Genomic DNA, 25780 nt, shown 5'->3' with positions numbered 1-25780 from the left:
ATTAAGCCCAAAATCTAGATTTTAGGGCTTTTTTGCTTAAATCTACATAAAATTGTAATAATTTTAATATTAAAACAATTAGTTAGTAATAAAACTAAGTTAAACTGATAATAGTTTATAAAAAAGAAGTACGGTATGCGTAAGAGAAAAGAAAACCGAACATCTGATAAGTTATTCGTCATTACAATTTTGACGACCTTCACGGCCCTAGTCTTTGGTTTCCTCTCACAACACACAAAAATTTCAATTTCAGAATCTTCTTTTGCGGAAGAAGTTTCTTCGGCAGACGATAATACAGATAATAAGGGTCAGGCTGAGGTTAAAGCAGCCGAAACACCAGCTTCAACAGCAACCGCCCCTACCGAAACTGCCACTCCCCAGTTTGAAGGAATGGACTCAACTTCAGAGCAAGCTCAACCACAGGTTGCTGCAAGCAAGGCTGGCGCTGAGACAACAACGGCAACCGCAGCAGCTAGTACCAACCATGGGCCTCAAGCTCTGGGTAACGGCAACTCTGCTGGTGCTGTTGGTTCAGATGCTGCTGCTCAAATGGCTGCAGCGACTGGTGTCAGTCAATCAACTTGGGAATATATCATTGCTCGCGAATCAAATGGGAATCCAAATGTTGCCAACGGATCAGGTGCTTCAGGTCTCTTCCAAACCATGCCAGGTTGGGGGTCAACAGCAACGGTTCAAGACCAAGTTAACTCAGCAATCAATGCTTACAATGCTCAAGGTATGTCTGCCTGGGGTATGTAATAGATATTCTTCACACCTCAAAGCCAATCTCCTTAGTGAGACTGGCTTTTTTTGATAGGGTAGGTCTGTCAAAGCAGGCAAATCGTGGGGAAAGCCTCTGTCCTATTAATTTTTTATGCTATACTGGAAAGAAATTGGAGGGAAAAGGAGTTTTCGGTATGAAAAGAAACTATTTTGTAAAATTAAGGCCCTTCCTACTGGTCGCCCTCTTTTCTTTTATATTGATTATTCCCCAGTGGCTGAGTAGAGGTATCATTCTCGGGACAGACTCAGTCTTCCACTATAACCGCTTCTACGAAGCTGCCATGCAGATTAAGCATTGGAACTTCTCTTATTTTCTGTCCATTTATGGCTTTCAGCAGTCTGGACGGATTGTCAATGCGGTTTACGGCCCCTTCTTTGCTTATTTTCAAGGCCTGCTAGTCCTGCTTGGTCACACCTGGTTTGGTTATCAGCTGGTCTCACGCTTTGTGCCGGGCCTGATTGCCGGTTCCTCCATGTATGCCTTACTCAAGTCGGCTAAGATTAAGGAGGAAATCTCTCTACCGATAGCTTTGCTCTACCTGACGACCTTTTCTATTCAATATTGGACTTTACGGCAGGGCTTTTCCAGCTGGGGAGCGGCGGTTATGCCCTTCTGCTTTATTCCTGCCATTCGCTTTACCTTTTATAAGGAAATTCACACCTTCCAGCTTGCCTTTGCGGTCAGTTTAATCTTTCAGATTCACCTGCTTAGCACCTTCTTCTTGGTGATTATGTATGTTCCCTTCTTTGCCTATGGTTTTTTCCGTAGCAAAAAGAAGGTCAAAATTATTGCCCAGGGCCTATTTGCAGTCTTTCTGACCTTACTCTTGACGGCCAATGTCTGGGTTGCCCTAGTTTTTCTAAAGTTGGACAACAAATTATTGGACCCCTTTATCAATGATTTGATGAATAATAGTGCCATCAACACCGGTTCGACCTATTGGATTACCACGCCCTATCCCTTGGTTCTTTTCCTGATTGGGCAAGTCATCTTTGTCGTCGTTCGCTGGCGGTCCATGGCCAATTGGAAACGTATCCTGCATGCGGTTTATCTGCTCTTTATCCTGCTGTCAACCAGCGTTATTCCCTGGAATTACTTGGTTAAGCATGGGGTCAAAATCGCTCAACTAATTCAGTTTCCTTTCCGCTTCTTTATTCCAGCCACCATTCTTCTCTTATTGATTGGAGGCATAATCCTCAATCACTTTGTCAAATGGCGACGGATAATTAGCTGGGGCTTGCTCGCCTGCTTGCTCTTTGGGGGTCTGCAGACCTGCCTAAGTACCAGTAAGCGAATCAGTCAGGCTGAGAGTGAGCAATATGTCTATGAGTCTACTCGCCATGTTCACTTAGTGGGTACCTATAATCAGCAAAGGGCCAGCCTATTTGATGACCACTTGGACAATCTCCTTGGGAAAATTCGCAAGTCAACACCTGACTATATTCCGGTTTACAGCTCCACCAAGGGCTACAATGCTTATGACTACTACGCCGAGAAGGTTATTTTCAAATCTGGCTTTACAAAAACTGTCAATGACGATGGTAGCCTGACCATGACTTGGGTCTCCAGAAATAGCCAAACCGAGCTGCCAGTAACTGTCTATAAGAAGACCCGCCTGGTTCTTAATGGCAAGGTTCTGACGAGCAAGGATTATAAGCTGTCGGCCTTTGGTATTCCTACTGTAAAGGACAGAAAGGGTGTCAATAAGTTGACAGTTAGCTTTACAGTTCCGACCTATTTTACCCTTGCCCTTTGGCTGACCATCATCAGCTGGCTGGGTCTAGCGGTCTACTGGCTCTACCACAAGGCCAGCAAACGCAGTTTCCAAGTTTTGCTTTCTGATTAAATCGTGTTATAATTTTCTACGGTGTCAGCATCCAGCTGGTATCATTTTTTCAATGTCGACCTTCAAATCGTTTATTGAAAGGCAACATTCGACCTTCAAATCGAATCGTTACAAACAAGAAATATGAGCTATCTTAGCTGAGTTAAAATCAAAACTTTCAATTTTGATACTTTCTTAAAAAGTGCGGACGCAAGCAAACTCCTTTCGGAGTTTCATTGCTAAATTTTGAGCCTCAGTCTCAAAATTCCCGTTATTAGCAACAGCCGTGCTTGTTGCTAATAATACTACTTTGGCGAAAGTATCACTTTATCCTTACGTCAATTACTAGGATCTTGTGTCTCTTTAGCAAGATTTAACAAGGCTTGAGACGTCAGCTAAAAGTTTTGAAGTTTAATGAGTATTAGCTGATATTTCCAATCGAGCTCGGGCTAAAAACTCGAAATTTAGCTAGTTTTCTTCCAGAAATTTACAATTTCAAGCCGAAAACTCCTAAAATTCATACTCAAAGAAAATTAAAAACAGACGAGGCAACGAGCTGTAGATAGCTCAAAAGGTCTGGGAGACCTTTTGAGGTGAAGAATGGAGAAAGCCTTGCTTTCTTCAATAGGTACGACAAAGCGAGTTAACGAAGTATTTTTTTGATTTTCGAAGAGTATTTGTTGTTTTTTACGCCCTAAGCATCTAATATTTGATGGGAGATTTATCATTATGACTGATAATTCTAAAACCCGTGTTGTCGTCGGAATGAGTGGCGGCGTGGATTCATCGGTAACGGCCCTTCTGCTCAAGGAGCAGGGTTACGATGTTATCGGCGTCTTCATGAAGAACTGGGACGATACGGATGAATTCGGTGTCTGTACGGCAACCGAAGATTACAAGGATGTCGCTGCGGTGGCAGACCAAATTGGTATTCCCTACTACTCTGTCAACTTTGAAAAAGAGTACTGGGACCGTGTTTTTGAGTATTTCCTAGCCGAATATCGGGTCGGTCGCACGCCCAATCCCGATGTCATGTGCAACAAAGAAATCAAGTTCAAGGCCTTTCTGGATTACGCTATGAGTCTGGGAGCTGATTATGTTGCCACTGGTCACTATGCCCAAGTTTCTAGAGATGCTGATGGAACCGTCCACATGTTGCGAGGGTCTGATAACAATAAGGATCAGACCTATTTCCTCAGTCAGCTCTCGCAGGAACAATTGCGAAAGGTCATGTTCCCTCTGGGACATTTGGAAAAGCCAGAGGTGCGTAAAATTGCCGAAAAAGCAGGTCTGGCAACCGCTAAGAAGAAGGATTCGACCGGAATCTGCTTTATTGGTGAAAAGAATTTCAAGGAATTCCTCAGCAACTACCTACCGGCCCAAGCAGGCCGCATGTTGACAGTTGATGGCAAGGATATGGGTCAGCACGCTGGCCTCATGTACTACACCATCGGCCAACGCGGTGGCCTAGGAATCGGTGGTCAACAAGGTGGCGACAATGCCCCTTGGTTCGTGGTCGGCAAGGACCTTTCACAAAATATCCTCTATGTCGGTCAAGGCTTCTACAACGAAGCCCTCATGTCAACCAGCCTCAAGGCTTCTACTATCCACTTTACCCGTGACATGCCCCAGGAATTTACCATGGAATGCACAGCTAAATTCCGCTATCGGCAACCAGACTCCAAGGTGACCGTCCATGTCAAGGGTGACAAGGCCGAGGTTATTTTTGCGGAGCCACAAAGGGCTATTACTCCTGGCCAAGCCGTCGTCTTCTATGATGGCGACGAATGCCTAGGCGGTGGCATCATTGACAACGCCTATAAGGATGAAGTGGTTTGTCAATATATCTGATCTCTGCTAGAAAGGGGGAAGGCTAGTGTTATCAAGGTTTATTTTATGTTTTATGGCTTTCTTCGCCATAATGAATCCTATTTCTAATTTACCTGCTTACATGGCAATTGTGGCTGATGATGACCAAAAAATTTCTAAAGAAATTGCACGAAAAAGCCTCCTCATAGCCTTTATCATTATCAGTATTTTTGTCCTTAGTGGTCATCTCTTGTTTCAAATTTTTGGAATCACACTGGATGCTTTAAAAATAGCTGGTGGCTTATTAGTGGGGCTTATCGGTTACCATATGGTTAACGGTGTTCATTCACCAACGGCACAAACGCTGTCAACAGACAAACAAGATCCTACACTTGTTGCGATTTCTCCTTTAGCAATGCCTCTGTTTGCTGGCCCTGGAGCTATTGCAACAGCTATTAGTTTGGCTGAAGGAAAAGTTGAGTATCAACTAATTACTATTTTAGCCTTCGCAACCCTATGTCTAACCACTTATATTCTCTTAATTAGGGCCAAGACAATCTCTAAATTATTAGGTGAGAGTTTGATGACCATCATCACACGAATGATGGGACTTATCTTAACAACAATTGGAATTCAAATGCTGTTGACCGGGGTTAAGGGGGCCTTCCCTATTAAGTAATATTGACAAATCAAGCCATTCTGTTACAATGGCTTTAGCAAGAATCATGATGGTCAAAGCTCATGAGAATTGTGCGTCTTTTGCGTACAGTTTTCGAGAGTTTTGGCTATTTTTGTGTGGAGGAAGGGAAATGTGGAAACGGAAGAAGAAGTATTCTCCGGTTAAATATGATGGTGACCTGAGTAAAGAGTATAATCGAGTTTTAAAAGATATTAGTGAAATTGAGAGATTATCTATTACTCCGAAGTTAATTGAGCTGAATCAAAAGGAAAAAAAGATTGAGATGGAAATTATTTTGGCACCTATAATATTCTTTGTTTCAATAATAATTATTGGATTAAGTGTGGATAAATTTCTTTCTAGATCAAGCCATATAGTCATGGATGCAGTAGTTGTAATTTTTGGAGTTGTAATATTTTTTCTAAACGTTGAACAATTAAGATTACCTAGCAAATATAAATTAGCTAGAAGAATTTATGAGGAAAAAATATTATCAGCTATAAAAGTATATTTTTCCCTAAGCAGCTCAAAATATATAAAAATGTTAAAAGATGAAATATCAGATGCTATTAATAAAACTGCAAAAGAGCAAAGTGATAAATGGAATACGCTTGGTCATATTACATCGGTGGTAGTTTTATCGGGACTTACAGCTGTAATTACAAAAGGTTTAAAAGACTGGATGTTTTACTCGCTAATTTTAGTCATTGTTTCATTCCTTACTGCAATAGCATTCAAAAATGATATAAAAAATTGGAATTTAGTGAGAAAAGTAACAAAGAAAAAGTATCAAAACAGAGAAAAAATTAGAAAATACTTACAAGAAGTGCTTTATGCTAAAGAGAGAGAAAGACTAACAGAAAGGAACTAAAGCCGATCCCCATACGGGCAATGGCTTGGTATTTAGAATGACATACGAATTTACGGAAAACTTTGATGTGATTGTGGTGGGGGCTGGTCATGCAGGCGTGGAGGCGGCTCTGGCGGCTAGTCGGATGGGTTGCAAGACCCTGCTGGCCACCATCAATCTGGAAATGTTGGCATTTATGCCCTGTAACCCTTCGATTGGCGGCTCGGCCAAGGGCATTGTCGTCCGTGAGATTGATGCTCTGGGCGGCGAAATGGGTAGGAATATTGACAAGACCTACATCCAGATGAAGATGCTCAATACCGGTAAGGGTCCTGCCGTGCGGGCTCTGCGGGCTCAGGCAGACAAGGCTTTTTATGCCCGTGAAATGAAGCACACGGTTGAAAAGCAGGAAAATCTGACCCTGCGGCAAAGTCTGATTGATGATATTTTGGTTGAGGACGGTCGAGTTGTCGGTGTTGAAACGGCGACAGGCATCAAGTACGGAGCTAAGGCGGTCGTGGTTACGACGGGAACTGCTCTGCGAGGGGAAATTATTCTGGGAGAACTCAAGTATTCTTCTGGCCCCAACAATAGTCTGGCCTCTATCACTCTGGCCGACAATCTGAAAAAATTGGGGCTGGAAATCGGTCGTTTTAAGACTGGTACACCGCCTCGGGTCAAGGCATCTTCCATCAATTACGATGAGACCGAGATTCAACCAGGGGATGACAAGCCCAACCATTTCTCTTTTCTATCCAAGGATGAGAATTACCTCAAGGACCAGGTTCCCTGCTGGCTGACCTACACCAACCAGTCCAGTCACGATATTATCAATAAAAATCTTTACCGAGCTCCTATGTTCTCTGGTGTGGTCAAGGGGGTTGGCCCTCGTTACTGTCCATCCATCGAAGATAAGATTGTCCGTTTTGCAGATAAGGACCGCCATCAACTCTTCCTAGAGCCGGAAGGGCGTGATACTGAGGAAGTCTATATCCAAGGGCTGTCAACCAGTTTGCCTGAGGATGTCCAAAGGGAGCTGGTCCACTCTATCAAGGGTCTGGAAAGGGCTGAAATGATGCGGACGGGTTATGCCATTGAGTATGATATTGTCCTGCCCCACCAACTGCGGGCGACCCTGGAAACCAAGCTCATCTCAGGTCTCTTTACGGCCGGTCAAACCAACGGAACTTCGGGTTACGAAGAAGCTGCTGGGCAAGGTATTGTCGCCGGTATCAATGCCGCTCTCAAGGTGCAAGGCAAGCCTGAGCTGATTTTAAAACGCAGCGATGCCTATATTGGGGTCATGATTGATGACCTGGTGACCAAGGGAACGCTGGAACCTTACCGCCTCTTGACTTCTCGGGCCGAATACCGCCTGATTTTACGGCATGATAATGCCGATATGCGGCTAACGCCAATTGGCCGGCGAGTGGGTCTGGTTGACGAAGAACGCTGGCTCAACTATGAAATCAAGAAGGCTCAATTTGACAACGAAATGAAACGCCTGTCAACCAATAAACTCAAGCCAACCGAGGACACCAACGAAGAGGTTCAAGCCATGGGCTTCAAGCCCCTGACCGATGCGGTGACCGCTAAGGAATTCATGCGGCGACCAGAAGTCAGCTATGCTGATGTGATTAAATTTATCGGCCCTGCTGCTGAGGACCTCAGTCCCAAGCTGATTGAGCTACTTGAGACCGAAATCAAGTACGAAGGCTATATCAATAAGGCTCTGGACCAGGTTGTCAAGATGAAGCGGATGGAAGAAAAACGGATTCCTGCTAACATTGACTGGGACGACATTGACTCCATTGCCACCGAAGCCCGCCAGAAATTTAAGAAGATTAATCCGGAAACCATTGGCCAGGCCAGCCGAATTTCTGGGGTTAATCCTGCTGATATTTCCATTCTCATGGTCTATCTGGAAGGTAACCAGAAGGCTAGTCGTAACTCTTGATAATCATCACCTAGGAATTTTCCTAACCCTTGCTAGCCCTCAATCTAAGTGCTAAAAGACACCTAGGATTTTAGGGGCTCTTGTGGTATAATAAGGAGATTAAGAGGTTTAATAATGAGAAAAATTCGTTTAGAGACCATCCATCTCGTGATGATTGGCTTGATTTTCTTTGGAATCCTAGCCATTTGTGTCAGAACCATGAGCTCTCAAACCGCTCTCCTTCTGGCTATTTTTGTCGTCCTAGTGGCTATGGTCGGCTTACTTTACTACCAAAAGCAGGCCTATGAATTATCAGAATTGGAGCAGATTGAGCGGCTCAATGACCAAACCGAGCTCAGTCTCAAGTCCCTCCTAGATAAGATGCCGGTAGGAGTTGTTCAATTTGCCCCTGACACCAATGAAATTGGCTGGTTCAATCCCTATGCCGAGCTCATTTTTACCAATGACCAAGGGGAGTTTAATGTTGACTTCCTGCGGACAACCATTCAAGAGCAAAAGGCTGGTTCGGCCAACCACCGCATCCAAGTCAACAACCACACCTACGTGGTCAATATTGATCTTTCAGCTGGTCTCTTTTACTTCTTTGATTCTGTAGGAACAGAAAGCAGCTTTGATAGTTCACTCAAGCGTCCGGTTATCGGCGTCATTTCTGTTGATAACTACGATGACATTACGACCGACCTGTCTGATGCTGATGTGGCCCAAATTAATGGCTTTATTGCCAACTTTATTTCTGAGTTTGCCGGTCAGCACCAGATTTACTATCGTCGGGTCAGCATGGACCGCTTCTATTTTTTCAGTGATTACAAGGTTTTAGCAGCCCTGATTGACGACAAGTTTACAGTTCTGGAAAACTTCCGCAATGAAGCTAAGAATCTGGAACTGCCCTTAACCCTCAGTATGGGGATCTCTTTCGGAGAAGACAACCATCAACAAATCGGTCAGGCAGCCCTGCAAAATCTTAACATTGCCCTCATGCGGGGTGGTGACCAGGCCGTCATTAAAGAGACCGATGAGCACAAGAAGGCCCTCTACTTTGGTGGCGGAACAGCTTCAACGGTTAAACGTTCCAGGACACGGACTCGGGCCATGATGACAGCCATCTCCGACCGAATTAAGAGTGCTGAGCAAGTCTTTGTCGTCGGTCACGCCCGATTGGACATGGATGCCCTCGGTGCTGCGGTTGGGATGCAACATTTTGCGGCCAATATCCTAGAAAATAGTTTTGCAGTCTATGATGACCAGGACATGAACACCGATATTGCTCGAGCTGTTCAACGACTACAAGAAGAGGATAAAACTAGGCTGGTTACGGTTGACCAGGCTTTGGTTCAGGCTAGTGATAATGACCTCTTGATTATGGTCGACCACTCCAAGTTAGGGCTGACCCTGTCAAGAGAACTTTACAATAAGTTTACAGAAGTTATTGTTGTTGACCACCACCGGCGGGATGAAGATTTCCCAGAAAAGGCCATCTTGACCTTTATTGAAAGCGGAGCCAGCTCGGCCAGCGAATTGGTCACAGAGTTGCTCCAATTCCAAAATGGTCATGAGCCCCTATCTAAGATTCAGGCTAGTCTACTCATGGCTGGAATTATGCTGGATACCAAGAACTTCTCAGCTCGGGTTACCAATCGGACCTTTGACGTGGCCAGCTACCTGCGAACCATGGGTAGCGACAGTACGGAAATTCAAGAAATTTCAGCAACTGACTTTGACGACTACCGTCAAGTCAATGAACTAATCTTGACCGGCCAATCCTACGGTGGTGATATGATTATTGCCTGTGGACCAGAGGATCAGGCTTACAGCAATATTATTGCTAGTAAAGCAGCTGATACCCTGCTGTCAATGGCCAATGTCGAAGCCAGCTTTGTGATTACCAAAAATCCTGCTGGTCAAACCGCCATTTCGGCCCGTAGTCGTGATAAAATCAACGTTCAACGTATTATGGAAAAAATGGGTGGCGGGGGCCACTTCAATCTGGCAGCTTATCAACTAGATGACAAGACTGTCAAGCAAGCCTACTCTGACTTAACAGACATTATTGATCAAATTCTCGAGGAGGAGACCTAAGATGAAAGTTATTTTTCTAGCAGATGTTAAAGGTAAAGGAAAAAAGGGCGAAGTCAAGGAAGTTCCAACAGGCTACGCTCAAAATTTCCTACTAAAAAAGCAGCTTGCCAAGGAAGCCACTAGCCAGGCCGTCAATGAGCTTAAGGGTAAGCAAAAATCAGAAGCCAAGGCAGCTGCAGAAATTCTAGCAGAAGCCAAGGCCGTCAAGGCTCAGTTGGATAAAGAAGAAACTAGGGTTCAATTCAATGAAAAGGTCGGTCCAGACGGCCGGACCTTCGGTTCTATCACCGCTAAGAAGATTGCTGAAGAACTACAAAAACAATTTGACATCAAGATTGACAAACGTTCTATTGAATTGGACCATCCTATCCGTGCTATCGGCTTGATTGAAGTTCCTATCAAGCTCCACAAGGAAGTTGAGGGACAAATTAAGCTAAAAATTGACCAAGTCTAGTTGACAAAGTTGTCAAGCCTTGTCAACCAGCTTTCCACTTAGAAAGTGCCCCTGTTCAGGGCTGTCAGAATTAAGAAAGCTCTTGACCATTATGGTGAGGCTTTTTGGAGGCCAATTCGTGGTCACTTTTAGTCAGCCCGCTATTGACCAATCTTAGTAAGGAGGTAAGACTTATGCCAGAAGCTCAGGAGTTGCGGGTTCAACCGCAAGATTTGCTTGCTGAGCAAGCTGTCCTGGGGTCGATTTTTATTAGCCCAGACAAGCTGATTTCTGTTCGGGAATATATTGAGCCCGAAGATTTTTATAAATATTCGCACAGGGTTATCTTCAAGGCTATGATAACGCTGAATGACCGCAATGATGCCATTGATGCTACGACTGTTCGGGCTGTCTTGGACAGCCAGGACGATCTGCAAAATATCGGTGGTCTGGCCTATTTGGTTGAGCTTGTCAATAGTGTGCCAACCAGTGCCAATGCGGACTACTATGCCAAGATTGTGGCCGAAAAGGCCATGCTCCGCAATATCATCAACCGCCTGACTGAGACAGTCAACGAGGCTTACGATGGCTCTATTGAGTCTGATGATGTCATTGCTCATGCTGAAAAAGCCCTAGTTGATATCAATGAGCGTTCTAGCAACAGCGGTTTCCGCAAGATTTCTGATGTTCTTAAAGAAAATTATGAGGCCCTGGAAGAGCGCTCGCAACAGACTTCTGAAGTCACCGGTTTGCCAACTGGATTTCGTGACTTGGATAAGATTACAACAGGCCTTCATCCAGACCAACTGGTCATTCTGGCAGCCCGTCCTGCGGTTGGTAAGACAGCCTTTGTCCTTAATATTGCCCAGAACGTTGGCACCAAGCAGAATGCTCCAGTTGCCATCTTCTCGCTGGAAATGGGTGCCGATAGCTTGGTCAACCGGATGCTGGCAGCTGAAGGCCTAGTTGACTCCCATAATCTGCGGACCGGTCAACTAACAGACCAAGATTGGCAAAATCTGACCTTGGCCCAAGGAACTTTGGCTGATGCCCCTATCTATATTGATGACACACCTGGTATCAAGGTAACAGAAATTCGAGCCCGCTCAAGAAAGCTGTCCCAAGAGCTCGGAGGCCTAGGCCTAATTGTCATTGACTATCTCCAGCTGATTACCGGTACTAGGACTGAAAACCGCCAACAAGAGGTTTCCGATATTTCTCGCCATCTCAAGATTTTGGCCAAGGAACTCAAGGTTCCTGTTATTGCCCTCAGTCAGCTCTCGCGGGGGGTTGAGCAAAGGCAGGATAAGCGGCCTGTCCTCTCAGATATCCGTGAATCGGGTTCAATCGAGCAGGATGCTGATATTGTCGCCTTCCTCTACCGAGATGACTACTATGAACGAGGGGATAAGGAGGATGGTGATCAGCTTGAAGATAATACCATTGAGGTTATCCTAGAGAAAAACCGGGCCGGAGCTCGGGGCACTGTCAAACTGATTTTCCAAAAAGAATACAATAAATTCTCATCCATCGCACAATTTGAAGAAAGGTAAAAATTAAATGAGTGATGCATTTGCAGATGTTGCTAAAATGAAAAAAATTAAAGAAGAAGTTAAAAACCATGAAGGCCAGGAAGTCGAAATGACCTTGGATCATGGCCGAAAACGGGAAAAAACCAAGGTCGGTCGACTGATTGAGGTTTATCCATCGCTCTTTATCGTTGAGTATAGCGACCAAGCCAGCCAACCTGGTGAAATCAGCAACACCTATGTAGAATCCTACACTTACTCAGATATTTTGACCCAAAAGAGCCTGATTCGCTATTTTGATGAAGATTAAGAAGCCTGCCCAAGGGCTTTTTTCTTTACTTATACTCAACAAACATCAAAATTTTCATTTTTGATGCTTTCTAACCTAGCAAGTTTATCAGTGCTTAAAAGTCACTGATAAACTACGGTAATCGCTATGGCGACTTACCTAGCTACCTTACTCTTTCATTTTCAAAATAAGATCGATTTTGAAAAGGGAAGGTCGTTTAAAAGTGCGGACGCAAGAAGAAATTATCCAGCGGATAATTTCTTGAAAACTAGGGAGTTTCATTGCAACACGAGGTTAGGCCAGTCGATTTTACTGGCTTAACCGAGTTAATCAGAGGGCTAGCCAATCGCTATAGAGATTGGCGTTAGGGAATAGGACAGAAGGGCTTTGACAGTCGTCAAAACCTTCGTTGTCTTACCCCAGCAAGGATGACTAGCTGTCTGCTGTGTCACGAAGAGGTGCCAAGACAGCAGTCAACTACTGCGACATCGCTACTTTAGTAGCTGATGTATTTGCCCCGTAATAAATTTTGAGCCTCTTCGCTCTCTAGTTTTTAAGCTCAGGCAGATTTAGTCCACTGGACTAAATCTCTCTCGAAAATTTCCCTTATTAGCAACAGCTGTGCTTGTTGCTAATCTACCACTTCGGCGAAAGTATCACTTCATCCTTCAGTCACCTAACTAAAGTACTTGACTTTTTAGCGAATTGTGTCCATGCTGGAGTAAAAAATAGCAGGTTTTGAACTTTAAAGAGTATTAATTCTTGACACTACTGTAAAGAACAGGCCCTCCCACCCTACCATTACTTGACTTAGGTTGTAAAGCTGGGCCTATTTTGCTGACACTTTCTTAGTTAACTGAGCTAGTTAGAGGCCGAGAATTTGCTGGGAGTTTTCCGTCCTCTAGGAATTTTGAGCTTTACAAGGGCCTGATTTTATGCTATACTGCTCCTTGTGTGAAATAACAGCAGGGCAAAATAAAGCTCGTCAACAGATATCCTGAAATACCAGTAACCTTGGCTGTTTAGGCGAAGGGCATCTGCACGAATTAGGTTTGTTCAAAACGTTATTTCCTCATAAATTTTTAGAGGAGGGCATTTAAATGTCACGTTATACAGGTCCATCATGGAAACAATCACGTCGCCTTGGCTTGTCTCTTACAGGCACAGGAAAAGAATTGGCACGTCGTAACTACGTACCAGGTCAACACGGTCCAAACAACCGTAGCAAACTTTCTGAATACGGTATGCAGTTGGCCGAAAAGCAAAAATTACGTTTCACTTACGGTTTAGGTGAAAAACAATTCCGTAACCTTTTCGTTCAAGCTACTAAAGTTAAAGAAGGAACTCTTGGTTACAACTTCATGCTTCTTTTGGAACGTCGCTTGGACAATGTTGTTTACCGTCTCGGTTTGGCTACAACTCGTCGTCAAGCACGTCAATTCGTTAACCACGGTCACATCCTTGTTGACGGAAAACGCGTTGATATCCCATCATACCGCGTAACTCCAGGCCAAGTGATTTCAGTTCGTGAAAAATCAGCTAAGGTTCCAGCAATCTTAGAAGCTGTTGAAGCAACTGTTGGTCGTTCAGCTTTCGTATCATTCGATGAAGAAAAACTTGAAGGTTCATTGACTCGTTTGCCAGAACGTGATGAAATCAACCCAGAAATCAATGAAGCACTTATCGTTGAATTCTACAACAAGATGCTTTAATTTTACAAGTCAAGAAGGGCTTTGGGATTTTCCCCAAGCCTTTTCTTGTGGAAAAAATAACCCTCGTCCAAGTGGATGAAGGTTATTCTAATACTTATACTCTTTGAGAATCAAAACCTTCCGTCGTTAATTCACGTTACCATACTTTAGATTGCGGTTCATCGCCTTAGCAACTTTTAATTTTCATTGAGTATTAATCGAGACTGGGCAAGAGGTTCATCAAGAGTTTGGTAATTTGCTTGGGGCTTTCTTTCTTTCCCCTGGTAATCCAAATCTGATAAACCCCAAACATGGCATGGCTGATATAGACACTATTGTAGAGCTTTTCCAGAGAGGTCCGCTGAGGGGTCAAGCCACTGTCATAAAAGTCTGAGGAAATCAGCCTTTGCAGGTGGCTGCGGATAAAATTCTGTATCTCCTTAGTCCCATTTTGGGTAATCAAGGTAGCGAATAGGGATTCCCTGTCCAGAAATTCAAAAATTTTCAAGAGAGTCGCCTCAATGTCCATATGATTCTTATCAAAGACATACTCTAGCTTATTGAAGATAGCCTGTTGATACTGGTCAATCATGTCGTATTTATCTTTATAGTGGGTATAGAAACTTGAGCGGCTGATACCCGCAGTTTTGGCCAGCTGACTGGTTGTGATGTCATCAAAATCTTTCTCAATTAGGAGCTCGACCATGGCCTCTTCCAAGGCCTGGCGGGTGCGTACTTTTCGACTGTCTTTTGTCACTGTGACTCCTTTTGAACAATCTTATACAAGGTGTCTAAAATCAAGAGTGGTAAACTTGAAAATATATCTTGTACTTGTATAATATATTATATCAAAATATGGACAATGTGTCTAAAAACGAGGAAGAAAATGCGAGAAGAAATCAAAGCTATCCTAAAGAAGCCATCGCTCTGGGTGACAATTATCGGGGTATCCCTTGTCCCCATGCTCTATAATGTGATTTTTCTGAGTTCCATGTGGGACCCTTATGGAAATGTTAACCATCTACCAGTTGCCGTCGTCAATGAAGACAAGGCAGCCAAGCTGAATGGGAATGACTTGACCATCGGTCAAAATATGGTCCACAACATGGCTGAAAATGAAAGCCTTGATTATCATTTTGTTTCCAAAGAGGATGCCAATCAGGGCTTAAAAGATGGCGATTACTACATGGTGGTGACCCTGCCTAAGAATCTATCCAAAAATGCGACGACGCTGATGACGGACCATCCGAAAAAGATGCAGATTAATTACCAAACGACCAAGGGAAGAAGTTTTGTCGCTTCCAAAATGAGTGATTCGGCTATGTCCAAGTTAGAGTCTAGCGTGTCAGGCTCTCTGACTAAGACCTATACTCAGGCCGTCTTCCAAATCATGTTCAAGTTACAAGGAGGCATGAGTCAAGCAGTCCAAGGGAGCGGTGCTCTGGCGGCTGGTGCCCAAACGGCTAAGTCTGGTAGTCAAACGCTGGGAGATAACCTTAATCTTCTGTCAACTTCAACCCAAACCCTAGCTTCTGGGGCTGGTAGTCTGGACACAGGCCTGCAAGTCTATGCTGGTGGGGTGGATCAGCTATCAGCTGGTCTCAACCTCATGAATGCTAATATGGGAACACTGGTAAATGGGGTCTCTGCCCTCTCTTCTGGAGCCGACTCAGCCCAACCTTTGGTGACGGGAGCTAATCAGCTTTCAACCGGTATCAACCAATTAGCAACCAGCACCGGCCTATCGACTGATCAAAAGACCCAGATTGACCAATTGGTTGCAGCCTTGCCAGCCCTAAATTCGGCTATTCAAAGTCTCAATCAAAATATCAGCCAAATGGGTACAACCAGATCGGCCCAACCGGCTACTACGACTACGACTCAAACTTCTACTGGTCCAGATTTATCTAGCGTGCAGGCTAGCCTAGCCAGCATTGAGACGCAATTACAATCCCTGTCTGGTACAGGTAGCACTACGACAACTGCGGACACTTCTGGTCAATTGGCAGCCGTTCAATCCACCGCTGCCTATCAATCCTTGACACCGGACCAACAGGCGGAAATTTCCGGTGCCATCACCAGTAATGCCCCTCAAGCTAGCAGCAGTTCCGTTGATGTTAGTGGCTTGATTGCGACCGTTCAAGGTCTGGAAGCAAGCCTAGCTAACGCTAGTACTACTAGCCAGGCAACAACTACGACTGATGCCTCAGCAAGCACTCCAGCATCCGCTGGTCCAGATTTATCAGCCTTGCAAACCAATCTTTCCACCCTAGCTAGTCAAGCTAATGTCGTTCTTCCAGGTGCAGCCAGCAGTCTGTCAAGCCTAGAATCAGGTCTGTCAACGGTTAACTCGACCTTGACCCAACAGGTTCTCCCTGGTAGCCAAGAGGTTGCCGGTGGTGTCGGCACCATGCAAAGTCAGTTGGCAAGCGGTTCTTCCCAACTCTTGACAGGAGTGTCAACCTTGAGTAATGCCACCTCGACCCTTGCTAATGGTGCTGGTCAACTTTCCAGCAAGTCTGGTCAATTAACCAGCGGGGCTAGTCAATTAGCTTCGGGAGCCAATCAGCTCTCCTCAGGTGCCAATCAATTAGCTCAGGGTGGAGCCAGTCTGACAAGTGGCTTGTCAACCTTATCAAGTGGGGCCGATACCCTTTCTCAATCCCTAGCCAAGGCCAAGAATCAGCTTGATGTGGTTTCCGTAAAACCTGAAAATGCTAAGGCGGTTTCCCAACCCTTAAACGTAAAACATACTGATAAGGATAATGTTGAAACCAACGGTGTTGGTATGGCTCCTTACATGATGTCAGTTGCCCTGATGGTCGTTGCCCTGTCAACCAATGTTATCTTTGCCAAGTCCCTTTCTGGTAATGAACCAAAAGGTCGCTTTGCCTGGGCCAAGAATAAGCTTTTGATTAATGGGCTTATCGCAACAGCGTCAGCGACCATTCTCTTCTTCGCTGTGCAAGCCATCGGTGTTCACCCTAATTATTCAGGTAAAACCTACCTCGTGACCCTCTTTGCTGCTTGGGCCCTGATGGCGGTAGTAACGGCCCTAGTTGGCTGGGACCAACGCTATGGAGCCTTCGCTAGCTTGATTATCCTGCTCTTGCAACTGGGCTCTAGTGCAGGAACCTATCCAATCGAGCTGAGTCCAAAATTCTTTAGAGTCGTGCAGCCCTATCTACCGATGTCCTATTCAGTATTAGGTTTACGTAAGACCATATCCTTAACCGGAGATGTCGGACGGGAACTAATTACTTTACTGGCCTTCATGGCTGGTGCTATGATTTTCGGTCTGCTTATCTATCGTAGACAGGATAATCGTTAGGTTTAGAGACAAAGCAAAAGCATCAAACGGTCTGATGTTGGAAAAGTTAAGAGGCTGGGACCTTTTGTCCAAGCCTCTTTTCGTCTGTTATAAGGCGAGTTTTGTTCCAAACTCTTTCAGAAGCCAATAAAAAGCCAGCTTGACAAATCAGTCAAGCTGGCTTTTTTGAGATTTACTCAATATTGATACTACCGGTGTCGGCTTTGAGATCTAAGAAATTATCTTTTGAATTTATGAGCTTATCACTAATATCAGAACCCCCCGTATCAGCATGGCTAGAAACAGTCAAATGGTAATCTTTGAGACTAAGGTCGATGCTACCGGTATCAGCGGAAATTTTATTGGTCTTCTTAAAGGTTAAATCTTCTCCGTATAGGCTACCGGTGCTAAGAGAAATGTTACTTGAGGTCAGGATGACATTGTCAAGGTCAATGCTACCAGTATCATTGATCATGGTGAGGTTGGACAGTTGCGAATTGGAAATTTCTGCAGCTCCTGTATTAATATCTGCCCGTCCAGCCTCAATCCTAGAATTCTTAATGCTGAGGCTACCAATGTTAACATCAGCATCAAGCTGTTTGACCGTCAGACCGTCTAGCTTCAGGCCACGAATGTTGAGTCTACTCTTGATGCTAGAAAGACTTTGCCCCTTTGGCAGAGAAATTAAAATAGTATTCAAGTCTTCGGACTTATGATCAGCAAGCTGGGCTAGGAGTGATAGATTGAAGAAGTGAACCACTCCTATTCCCTTAGTTGACTGCTTTAGGCTCAGCTTCTTGTCTGCGACCTTGTAGTCAACCTTTGCCTTTTTACTGGTATAGTAGGAGATACTTGCTTCCTTATCAGTCGTTGTTTTGACTGATATGTCATAGTAATTTCCCTCTAAATCAATTTGATCAAACTGGTCTAATTTCTTTTCCACATGACGAACCTGACCGCGGTTTTCCTGGAGAATGCCATCTAGTCCACCGCTGACCTGACCAATGTAGCCAATTACAGCTCCAGAAAGGATTAAAGTAATCCCAGAAATTAATGTAATTTTTTTCCATCTTTTCATGATCTTTTTCCTTTCCTACTGGCCCAACGAGCGATAGCAACAGTTCCTCGACCAATCCAGCGAGAAGCCTCTGTAGTCGCCAAAACGAAGAGACAAGCAAGGCCTGCAAAGACCAGGCCTATGCCGATACCAATCAGTCCACCAGCCCAAGTCGACCCTAGATAGCTTAAACCGTCAATAAAGATGGCAATACCAGAGATTGCTCCAGCGATGCCTAGCATGAAAAGAGTAAAAATCATAGCGACACCGACTACCAAGAGAGAAAAAATGATAGCGATTAGAGCCCAACCAAAAGGGTTAAAGAGGCAGGCCAGGATGGCAATCCAAATCAAGGCTAGACGGGATTTGGAGTTCTTTTCACTGTGGTCAGATTTTCCATCTAATATATTATGGATAATTTCTTTAGCAGCCTCCTTGGGACTGCCCAGCTCTTGGATGACCTGGGTCTCATTTTCAGGCCCCGCTTCGTCAAAGTACTCGGTGAAGTAGTCCATTGCTTCTCGATAATCCTGCTGAGGTAACTTTTTCAGGTGTTTATCCAGCTCTTGTAAATAGTCATTTCTTGTCATGTCTGATTCTCCCTTCGATGATGCCGTCGATGGTTGAAATATGGCTTTGCCATTCTTCTTTGCGTCGGGCTAGATCGACCAAGCCCTCGGGTGTGATGGAATAATACTTTCGTCTCCGCCCCTGATATTCTTGACTGTAAGTTGTCACATAGCCAGCCTTTTCCAGCCGCTTGAGAATGGGATAGAGGGTTGATTCCTTGATATTGGCGATGAGCTTAATGGTTTGGCTAATCTCATAACCGTAGGAATCCCCTTTTTCAATAATAGCTAGAATCAAGAATTCAATGAGAATGGATGATACCGGAAAATACATAGGCACCTCCTAAAAGATATATAGTAATTTTATATATTAAGTATAAAATACTTTAAAGGTTATGTCAAGAAAAAATATATAATTTTTTTATATAAAAGTTGAGACATTGAAAAACTTCTATAAAATACCAAGCAAACATGTTATGATGGTAGAAGCAAAAGGAAAAGAGCAAAAGATGAAGAATTATATTGAACGGGTAAAAAACTATCACCCCAAACCCTTGGGTCAGGAGCATTCCTATGCAGTCCTGCTACCTCTAGTTTGGGATGAGGCTAGCCAAACTTGGCAGATTCTCTACCAAATTCGTAGCAAACATATCTCCCAACCCGGCGAAGTTTCCTTTCCGGGAGGACGGGTGGAGCCTGGCGAAACTTTCAAAGAGGCTGCTGTCCGAGAAACAAGCGAAGAGTTGAATATTCCCAGCTCTCAGGTAGAGGTTATCGGGGAGATTGATTATCTGGTCAACCGCGGTCGGACCATCCGTTGCTTCGTTGGTCAGCTTTCAGGAGAATGGCAGTCCTTTGAACCAAATCCTGATGAGGTTCAAAGACTCTTCACCTTACCACTTGACCAGCTCATGACTACCCAGCCCAAGACCTATAATCTAACGGCCACACCTACACCGGCCTCGAATTTTCCTTTTGAGCGAATCCCTAATGGTTCCAACTATAATTTTGGCAAGGACAAGCGTAAGGTTCTTTTCTATGATTTAGCCGGAGAAGATCTTTGGGGTATTACAGCCCAGTTTACGGCCCGCTTCATTGAAATTTTAAAGGGTGACAAGTATTGACAGTTTTGTAAAGCTTTGAATTATGGATTGAAATCCTATCCTAGTGCGGTTTTTAGCAAGTCATATCGCCATGTAAACTTGACAACGACTGTCAACTATACAAAGGTCTAGAAGTGTGCAATCAGCCTTGTCGGCGACCTGTCGGGTCTTTGTCGGGTTACTGTCGTTCTCAATTTTTTACCGGCCAGCTATACTAAGGCCGTAAACAAAAAACGAAGACTCAACTGGTGACCTATCCCAAAATTAGATAGTGGCTTTCAAAAGGCACTCAACTAAGAGCTCTTCATCAGCGAAAGGAATCTTATATCATGGAAAACAAAACACTCGTAGCAAACCTTCGCAAGCAAAAGGGCTGGACCCAAGAACGTTTGGCAGAAAAGGCAGGCCTTAGTGTTCGAACCATTCAACGAATTGAAAGAGGAGATGATTCCAGCTTAGAGACACTAGGACTGGTTGCCAATGCTTTGGATGTCTCTATTAAGGAGCTCTTTCAAGCTGACGAGCCTAGTCCAAAGATGGAAGAAGTTGCTGCCTATTCTGATGAGCAGGCCAGCCAATTGGAAAAGTGGAAAGCTGAAGATAAATTATTTTCTATCTATCGACTAGCCTATGTTTTTATTATGGTTGGGTTGGCAGCCGGTATTGATCTGATTAAGGGCGAGCTTCTTCAAACTGTTGTTGGTCTAATCTGGGTATTCACTTTTTTGGCTGGTCTTAAAATCACGAAATATATCCGCAAAACCCATTGGAAAACCCACCTAGATAAAAAGTATCCTCTGACCAAAAATGTCTCTCTGTCTCGGGACCGTTTGGACCACAAGTCTAGCTCTAACAGTTCTAAGGATGACTTTCTTTGGTGGAAGAATCCTGTCGCTCGTCCAATTGGTCTGACTTTCTGGGGCGTGATTGTTCCCGCACTTTTTATCTGTAAATATGCTTTACACCTTTTTTAAGTAAAAAAGCGATAACAACAGGTCTTGACTTCAATGTCAGGCCCTTTTCTTTTACAGAACGGTCAACTTCTTGGTCAGTCGGGTTCGTGTTTCTTTCTCTTATCCTTAGCCAAGCCAACAGGCCAAGACCCCATATCTAGAACTTTTATTTTTTAGCTTGCTATTCTTAATTGTAATGATTATAATTAAGCTAGAAAATAAAAATTAGGATGAGGGGGGGGTTGGCCATGAGCAACTTCAAAAAATTTATGATTGTATCCCTGATTGGGATCTTTACTTTAGTCCTGACCTTCGGCTTGGATCAAGATCATTTAGCCTATATACTGGTAGCTATTTCGGGTGGCCTTATGTCGCTTTCCATGTTCTGGGGCATGATTCAGACCCTTAAGGAAGGTCGCTATGGTGTTGATATCCTGGCCATTACAGCTATTATTGCCACCCTAGCGGTCGGTGACTATTGGGCTAGTCTGATTATTTTGGTCATGCTGACCGGTGGTGAAAGCCTGGAGGATTATGCCAGTCGCAGGGCTAGTCGGGAGTTGACCAGTCTGCTGGACAATACCCCAAAACTGGCTCACCGCATGGTTGGGGCTGATGTTGAGGTTGTAGATGTTGATGACCTGCAAATCGGGGATATCGTTCTCTTACGGCCCCAAGAAATGGTGCAAGTTGACGGCCAGATAATAGAAGGGCGCTCGGATTTTAACGAAGCTTCCTTGACTGGTGAGTCCAAGGCCATTGAAAAAGGCCCTGGTGACAGCATTATGTCCGGTTCTCTCAATGGCTCGGATGCCATCCAGTTCAGGGTTACTGCCCTAGCCAAGGATAGTCAGTATCAACAGCTGGTCAAATTGGTCAAGGAATCGCAAGGCAACACGGCTCCCTTCGTTCGCCTAGCTGACCGCTATGCTGTTCCCTTCACGATCTTTGCTTATCTGGTCGGCGGTATAGCTTGGTTTGTCACCAAGGATCCAGTGCGTTTTGCCCAAGTTTTGGTTGTTGCTTCGCCTTGTCCTTTAATTCTGGCCGCTCCAATTGCTTTGGTGGCCGGAATGAGCCAGTCTTCCAAAGAGGGAGTTATTGTTAAAAATGGGACGGTCTTGGAAAAACTCTCTAAGGTCAAAACAGCAGCTTTTGATAAGACAGGGACTATCACCCAGGGGAATCTTCAGGTCGATCAAGTTGTGTCAGAAGGCTTGAGCAAGGAAGAGCTTTTAACCTATGCTGCTAGTATTGAGCAATCGTCTTCCCATGTCCTAGCTCAAAGCCTAGTGACCTATACTCAAAGTCAAGGAATTAAATTATTACCAGTTAGTGATATTAAAGAAATCACCGCTAAGGGTGTGCAAGGAAAATGTCAGGATAGCCTGTTCTCAGTCGGGAAAATGTCCATGATAACTGACTTGACCGAGGAACAAAAGACCGATAAGACCAGTGTTTATGTTGCCAAAGACGGTCACTATATTGGTCATATCACCTTTACTGACCGTGTTCGGCCAGAAGCTAAAGCTACTATGGAAGAGCTTAAAATTCTTGGTCTTAACAGTCTAGTTATGGTAACAGGCGACCGCAAGGTTATTGCCGACAAGATTGCCCAAGAGGTCGGGATTACAGAAGTCCATGCAGACTGCCTGCCTCAAGATAAGATTAATTTTCTCAAGGAAGTCGCTCCAGATCAAGGCCCTGTCCTCATGGTCGGCGATGGGGTCAATGATGCTCCAGCTCTGACAACTGCTGATGTCGGGATTGCTATGGGGGCCGGTGGTTCCAGTGCTGCCAGCGAAAGTGCCGATGTTGTTATCCTCAAGGATGATCTCAGCAAGGTTGCCCAAGTAATCAAAATTGTCAAGCATACCATGAGCATTGCTCGTCAGTCAGTCCTGATTGGTCTAACCGTCTGTGTGGTCCTTATGATAATCGCTGCGACTGGTGTCATCCCAACCCTAGTCGGAGCTATGCTCCAAGAAGTCGTCGATACCGTGGCCATCCTCTCAGCCCTGCGGGCCCATAGTAAGGCTTCGTAAGAACATATCCTAGGTAGATTTTTTACCTAGGATTTTATTTTGCTCAAATTTTTAAAATAATTTTCGAATAGAAAGATGGATAAAAAAGATAAAGTTACAAAAATATTACGATTGTATTGCGTTTGTGTCAAAAATCTCATATAATAAGAGTGAAAATTTAGCGGATACTAGGCCGTTAAGTAACTCAAGAGATTAATACGCTTCGAAAATCAAAAAGATACATCATTAACTTACTTTGCTGTAACTCAGTACAGACCGCAGTTCGTTGCCTTGTCTGTATTAGACTTTCATTGAGTATAAAAGTCTGTAGAGTCTTTAATCCGAGTTTGAAAAAAGAAGCGAGGTCCAGCTAAACCAAACTCTCAAATTCCTCAGAGATTCGGGCCTGTTCAAATAGAAAGGGGTTACCTATCATGAAAAATGTTCAAAAAGTTACAAGCTTTGTTATGCTGGCTCTAACCAGCCTGCTCCTATTAGGCGCCTGCCAGAAAAATACTTCTAAAAGTAAAACGGACCATTCTACCAAGACCAGCCAAACCAGTAAAAAAGCTAGCAAGAAAAAATCGACTAGTTCCAGTCAAAGTAAGCAGGGGCAAAATAGTACTCAGGGTAAGACTAGTTCGCCAAGTTCTTCTAATCAAGCTCCAGCACAGTCATCAAGTCAGAAACAAAACTCTTCTCAATCTCAGACCAACTCTAATGTCAATGTAGCTGCCGTAGCTCAGGGTGACCTTTCTAGCATTGCCGGCACCTATAGCGGTCAAAATGGCGCTATCAACTTCACGGTAGCTGCAGATGGAACTGGCACTATCAGTAAATCCGATGGCGACTTCCAATGTCAATTCAGCAACTACCACCAAGATGGCCAGTCCGCTGCCTTCTCTAATCAATACGGTTGGAATTACTATGTTGTACCAGCAGGCGTGGCAACACCAAGCGGAGCCCAAGCCGCCAGCCAATGGGATGACAGCAACCGCGACCGCCTGATTGTTATTGGCGAAGGGGTTAATGTCTTCTTTTTAAGCTGAAATATTTAAGCAGGTTCAATGAATCTGCTTTTTTAATATCCTGATAAGGAGGAAGATTTCTTTAGTATTTTATAAATAGGCAAAAAAATAAGAGATTGGAATAAAAATTAAGCGTGCTCGTTTCCCAATTGTAAAAAAATTAGAAGAATTCAATTTTGACTTTCAACCAACTATAAATGCACAACAAATTAAAGAATTTTCAACAATGTCATTTCTTAATAATCAACAAAACATTATTTTTCTTGGTAGTCCGGGTGTTGGCAAGACCCATTTAGCAATTGGATTGGGTATTGCAGCATGTGAACAAGGGATTAGAACATTATTTATTAATTGCCATGAACTAATTTTACGTTTAACTAAGGCTCAAGAGAAAGGCCACTTGGAGAGAGTAATCAGGCGTTATGAAAGGTATGATCTTCTAATAATCGATGAATTAGGATACTTACCTATTGCGTCGGAAGTCGCCAACCTATTATTTCAATTAATAAATGGTCGTTATGAACGCAAATCCACGATCATAACGACCAATATCCCATTATCAAGTTGGGGAACCATATTACATAATTCTATAGCAGCAGAAGCAATTTTAGATCGATTGGTTTATCATTCCCATGTCATTAAAATTAAAGGGAAATCATATTGACTAGCTTCTACGCAAAGATAAATCGCCAAAGTCATACATTTTTATTCCGCCATAATATGACAATTTTAAACCGCCCTTGACAATTGAGAAGAATTAACATAGAATAGTCAGTGTAGTTAGAAACTCAGAAAGTAGGGCAAATACTATGAGTATGCTGAAAGATATCCATGATTACGTAAAAAAGAATTACGAAGCGGGAAACTATGATGATGCCAAGGCAGCCTATACTTCTTGGAAAACCGAGAATAACCAGCAATCTAATCTAACCGATTTTGAAATGGGTATCCAAAAAGCCCAAAGCGATTATAAAAAAAGCGGGACATTTGCGATCTATCCAAAGCTAGCAATTGATGTCGCAAACAAATTATTTAATGACAAAGCTTTTGAAATCAGTGAATTTATTCGCGGATATAATTCGGAAAAAGAAAAAATCAAAAAACATTAAAGTTATAGGCTTATAATTTCTTTGATGTAGACGAAAAGTCATAATTAATTAACAATCGTTGGACGAAACTTTAAACTGTCTTCTGGGTGGTAATAGTTCGGTAAATTGCCGAACTATTACCACCCATTTTTTCACTTAAAATGATACATCTTAAGCAGCCTTCTTCGGTCATGAGTCGTGTTGTCCTTATTCTGATTATTCTTTTTTAGGTGTCCTTACTCGTTACTAACATAGATTGTAGACTCCAATTTTACACTACCAAGAACAATCCAGACTCGAAAATTCTAAATACTCTATGTAATTCACTAGATACAGATTCTAAAGCTATTTATGATGGAGAATTAGAGATGGGAAATAGTGTTATCGATATGATAAAGAAAGATTTGTATGGTAGTGTAAAATAAGTTGTGTAAACACAAAAAGGAATAAATCCGTTATAGTAGAGTTGCGAAACATTACTAGAAAGAGATTTATTCCTATGACTCAGTTTACCACAGAACTACTTAACTTCCTAGCCCAAAAGCAAGATATTGATGAATTTTTCCGTACTTCTCTTGAAACAGCTATGAATGACCTGCTTCAAGCAGAGTTATCAGCCTTTTTAGGGTATGAACCTTACGATAAAGTAGGCTATAATTCTGGGAATAGTCGTAATGGAACCTATTCACGGAAATTTGAAACCAAATATGGGACTGTTCAGTTGAG

General features: G+C 43.6%; 22 protein-coding genes and 1 pseudogene. 19 read left to right on the top strand and 4 right to left on the bottom strand.

Annotation, left to right across the window (positions count from 1 at the left end):
- Positions 1-135 precede the first annotated feature (135 nt).
- The 11 genes from BS63_RS0104790 (at position 136) to rpsD (ending at position 13943) form a co-directional block, all read left to right on the top strand.
- Complete coding sequence (locus BS63_RS0104790) at positions 136-759, top strand: transglycosylase SLT domain-containing protein (protein WP_002961260.1); 624 nt, start codon at positions 136-138, stop codon at positions 757-759.
- Positions 760-917: 158 nt separating this feature from the next.
- Complete coding sequence (locus tag BS63_RS0104785; protein ID WP_002961259.1) at positions 918-2630, top strand: hypothetical protein; 1713 nt, start codon at positions 918-920, stop codon at positions 2628-2630.
- A 708-nt stretch (positions 2631-3338) separates the two neighbouring features.
- Entirely contained in the window at positions 3339-4460 is a 1122-nt protein-coding gene (gene mnmA, locus BS63_RS0104780; RefSeq protein ID WP_002962482.1) for a tRNA 2-thiouridine(34) synthase MnmA, read from the top strand.
- Between the two features lie 25 nt (positions 4461-4485).
- On the top strand, positions 4486-5097 hold the full coding sequence (locus BS63_RS0104775; protein ID WP_028798459.1) for a MarC family protein: 612 nt from the start codon (positions 4486-4488) through the stop codon (positions 5095-5097).
- Between the two features lie 130 nt (positions 5098-5227).
- Positions 5228-5968 (top strand): hypothetical protein, encoded by a 741-nt coding sequence (locus BS63_RS0104770; protein WP_002962480.1) that lies wholly within the window; start codon positions 5228-5230, stop codon positions 5966-5968.
- Between the two features lie 37 nt (positions 5969-6005).
- A complete protein-coding gene (gene mnmG / locus BS63_RS0104765; RefSeq protein ID WP_019775591.1) occupies positions 6006-7904 on the top strand; it encodes a tRNA uridine-5-carboxymethylaminomethyl(34) synthesis enzyme MnmG in 1899 nt (632 codons plus the stop codon).
- A 114-nt stretch (positions 7905-8018) separates the two neighbouring features.
- Positions 8019-9980: a DHH family phosphoesterase gene (locus BS63_RS0104760; protein ID WP_002962478.1), complete on the top strand. Its 1962-nt coding sequence runs from the start codon at positions 8019-8021 to the stop codon at positions 9978-9980.
- Between the two features lies 1 nt (position 9981).
- Entirely contained in the window at positions 9982-10434 is a 453-nt protein-coding gene (gene rplI, locus BS63_RS0104755; RefSeq protein WP_002962477.1) for a 50S ribosomal protein L9, read from the top strand.
- Between the two features lie 173 nt (positions 10435-10607).
- On the top strand, positions 10608-11966 hold the full coding sequence (gene dnaB / locus BS63_RS0104750; protein ID WP_002962476.1) for a replicative DNA helicase: 1359 nt from the start codon (positions 10608-10610) through the stop codon (positions 11964-11966).
- A 7-nt stretch (positions 11967-11973) separates the two neighbouring features.
- The gene (locus tag BS63_RS0104745) at positions 11974-12252 is read left to right on the top strand and encodes a Veg family protein (protein ID WP_002962475.1); all 279 of its coding nucleotides are present in this window, start codon (positions 11974-11976) and stop codon (positions 12250-12252) included.
- Positions 12253-13331: 1079 nt separating this feature from the next.
- A complete protein-coding gene (gene rpsD, locus BS63_RS0104740; RefSeq protein ID WP_019769548.1) occupies positions 13332-13943 on the top strand; it encodes a 30S ribosomal protein S4 in 612 nt (203 codons plus the stop codon).
- A gap of 193 nt (positions 13944-14136) precedes the next feature.
- On the opposite strand, the gene BS63_RS0104735 is transcribed toward rpsD, so the two are convergent.
- Complete coding sequence (locus BS63_RS0104735; RefSeq protein ID WP_002961054.1) at positions 14137-14679, bottom strand: TetR/AcrR family transcriptional regulator; 543 nt, start codon at positions 14677-14679, stop codon at positions 14137-14139.
- A gap of 129 nt (positions 14680-14808) precedes the next feature.
- Here BS63_RS0104735 and BS63_RS0104730 point away from each other — a divergent pair, with 129 nt between their 5' ends.
- A complete protein-coding gene (locus BS63_RS0104730) occupies positions 14809-17253 on the top strand; it encodes a YhgE/Pip domain-containing protein (RefSeq protein ID WP_028798458.1) in 2445 nt (814 codons plus the stop codon).
- Between the two features lie 172 nt (positions 17254-17425).
- Here the strand turns inward: BS63_RS0104730 and BS63_RS0104725 are convergent, their stop codons facing one another.
- The 3 genes from BS63_RS0104725 to BS63_RS0104715 are packed head-to-tail and all read right to left on the bottom strand — an operon-like array spanning position 17426 to position 19192.
- Positions 17426-18310, bottom strand: coding sequence for a DUF4097 family beta strand repeat-containing protein (locus tag BS63_RS0104725; protein WP_019785376.1), 885 nt, complete (start codon positions 18308-18310; stop codon positions 17426-17428).
- On the bottom strand, positions 18307-18879 hold the full coding sequence (locus BS63_RS0104720; protein WP_002959865.1) for a DUF1700 domain-containing protein: 573 nt from the start codon (positions 18877-18879) through the stop codon (positions 18307-18309). The genes BS63_RS0104725 and BS63_RS0104720 overlap by 4 nt, the downstream gene beginning before the upstream one ends.
- The gene (locus BS63_RS0104715) at positions 18866-19192 is read right to left on the bottom strand and encodes a PadR family transcriptional regulator (RefSeq protein ID WP_002959863.1); all 327 of its coding nucleotides are present in this window, start codon (positions 19190-19192) and stop codon (positions 18866-18868) included. Before BS63_RS0104715 ends, BS63_RS0104720 begins: the two co-directional genes overlap by 14 nt.
- Positions 19193-19367: 175 nt before the next feature.
- Between BS63_RS0104715 and BS63_RS0104710 the strand changes: the two genes are divergently transcribed.
- The 7 genes and pseudogenes from BS63_RS0104710 to BS63_RS01000000110905 form a co-directional block, all read left to right on the top strand.
- Entirely contained in the window at positions 19368-19982 is a 615-nt protein-coding gene (locus tag BS63_RS0104710) for an NUDIX hydrolase (protein ID WP_303660022.1), read from the top strand.
- A 308-nt stretch (positions 19983-20290) separates the two neighbouring features.
- The gene (locus BS63_RS0104705; RefSeq protein ID WP_002959860.1) at positions 20291-20935 is read left to right on the top strand and encodes a helix-turn-helix domain-containing protein; all 645 of its coding nucleotides are present in this window, start codon (positions 20291-20293) and stop codon (positions 20933-20935) included.
- Between the two features lie 227 nt (positions 20936-21162).
- The gene (locus BS63_RS0104700; protein ID WP_002959859.1) at positions 21163-22959 is read left to right on the top strand and encodes a heavy metal translocating P-type ATPase; all 1797 of its coding nucleotides are present in this window, start codon (positions 21163-21165) and stop codon (positions 22957-22959) included.
- Positions 22960-23372: 413 nt separating this feature from the next.
- Complete coding sequence (locus tag BS63_RS0104695; protein ID WP_002959857.1) at positions 23373-23987, top strand: hypothetical protein; 615 nt, start codon at positions 23373-23375, stop codon at positions 23985-23987.
- Between the two features lie 103 nt (positions 23988-24090).
- Positions 24091-24630, top strand: a pseudogene (gene istB / locus BS63_RS0104690) (IS21-like element helper ATPase IstB); the annotation flags it as partial.
- Positions 24631-24775: 145 nt separating this feature from the next.
- Positions 24776-25075 carry a hypothetical protein gene (locus BS63_RS0104685; RefSeq protein ID WP_002959854.1) on the top strand — a complete coding sequence of 100 codons (300 nt, stop codon included), beginning with the start codon at positions 24776-24778 and terminating at the stop codon, positions 25073-25075.
- 478 nt (positions 25076-25553) lie between these two features.
- Positions 25554-25780, top strand: a 227-nt coding sequence (locus BS63_RS01000000110905; protein ID WP_032798554.1) for a transposase, incomplete at its 3' end; no start/stop codon positions are given.

Source organism: Streptococcus sobrinus DSM 20742 = ATCC 33478, from assembly GCF_000686605.1.
In the GTDB taxonomy this organism is placed as follows: Bacteria; Bacillota; Bacilli; order Lactobacillales; family Streptococcaceae; genus Streptococcus; species Streptococcus sobrinus.
The sequence above is the reverse complement of the archived record's forward strand: the minus strand, read 5'-3'. Positions and strand labels throughout refer to the sequence as shown.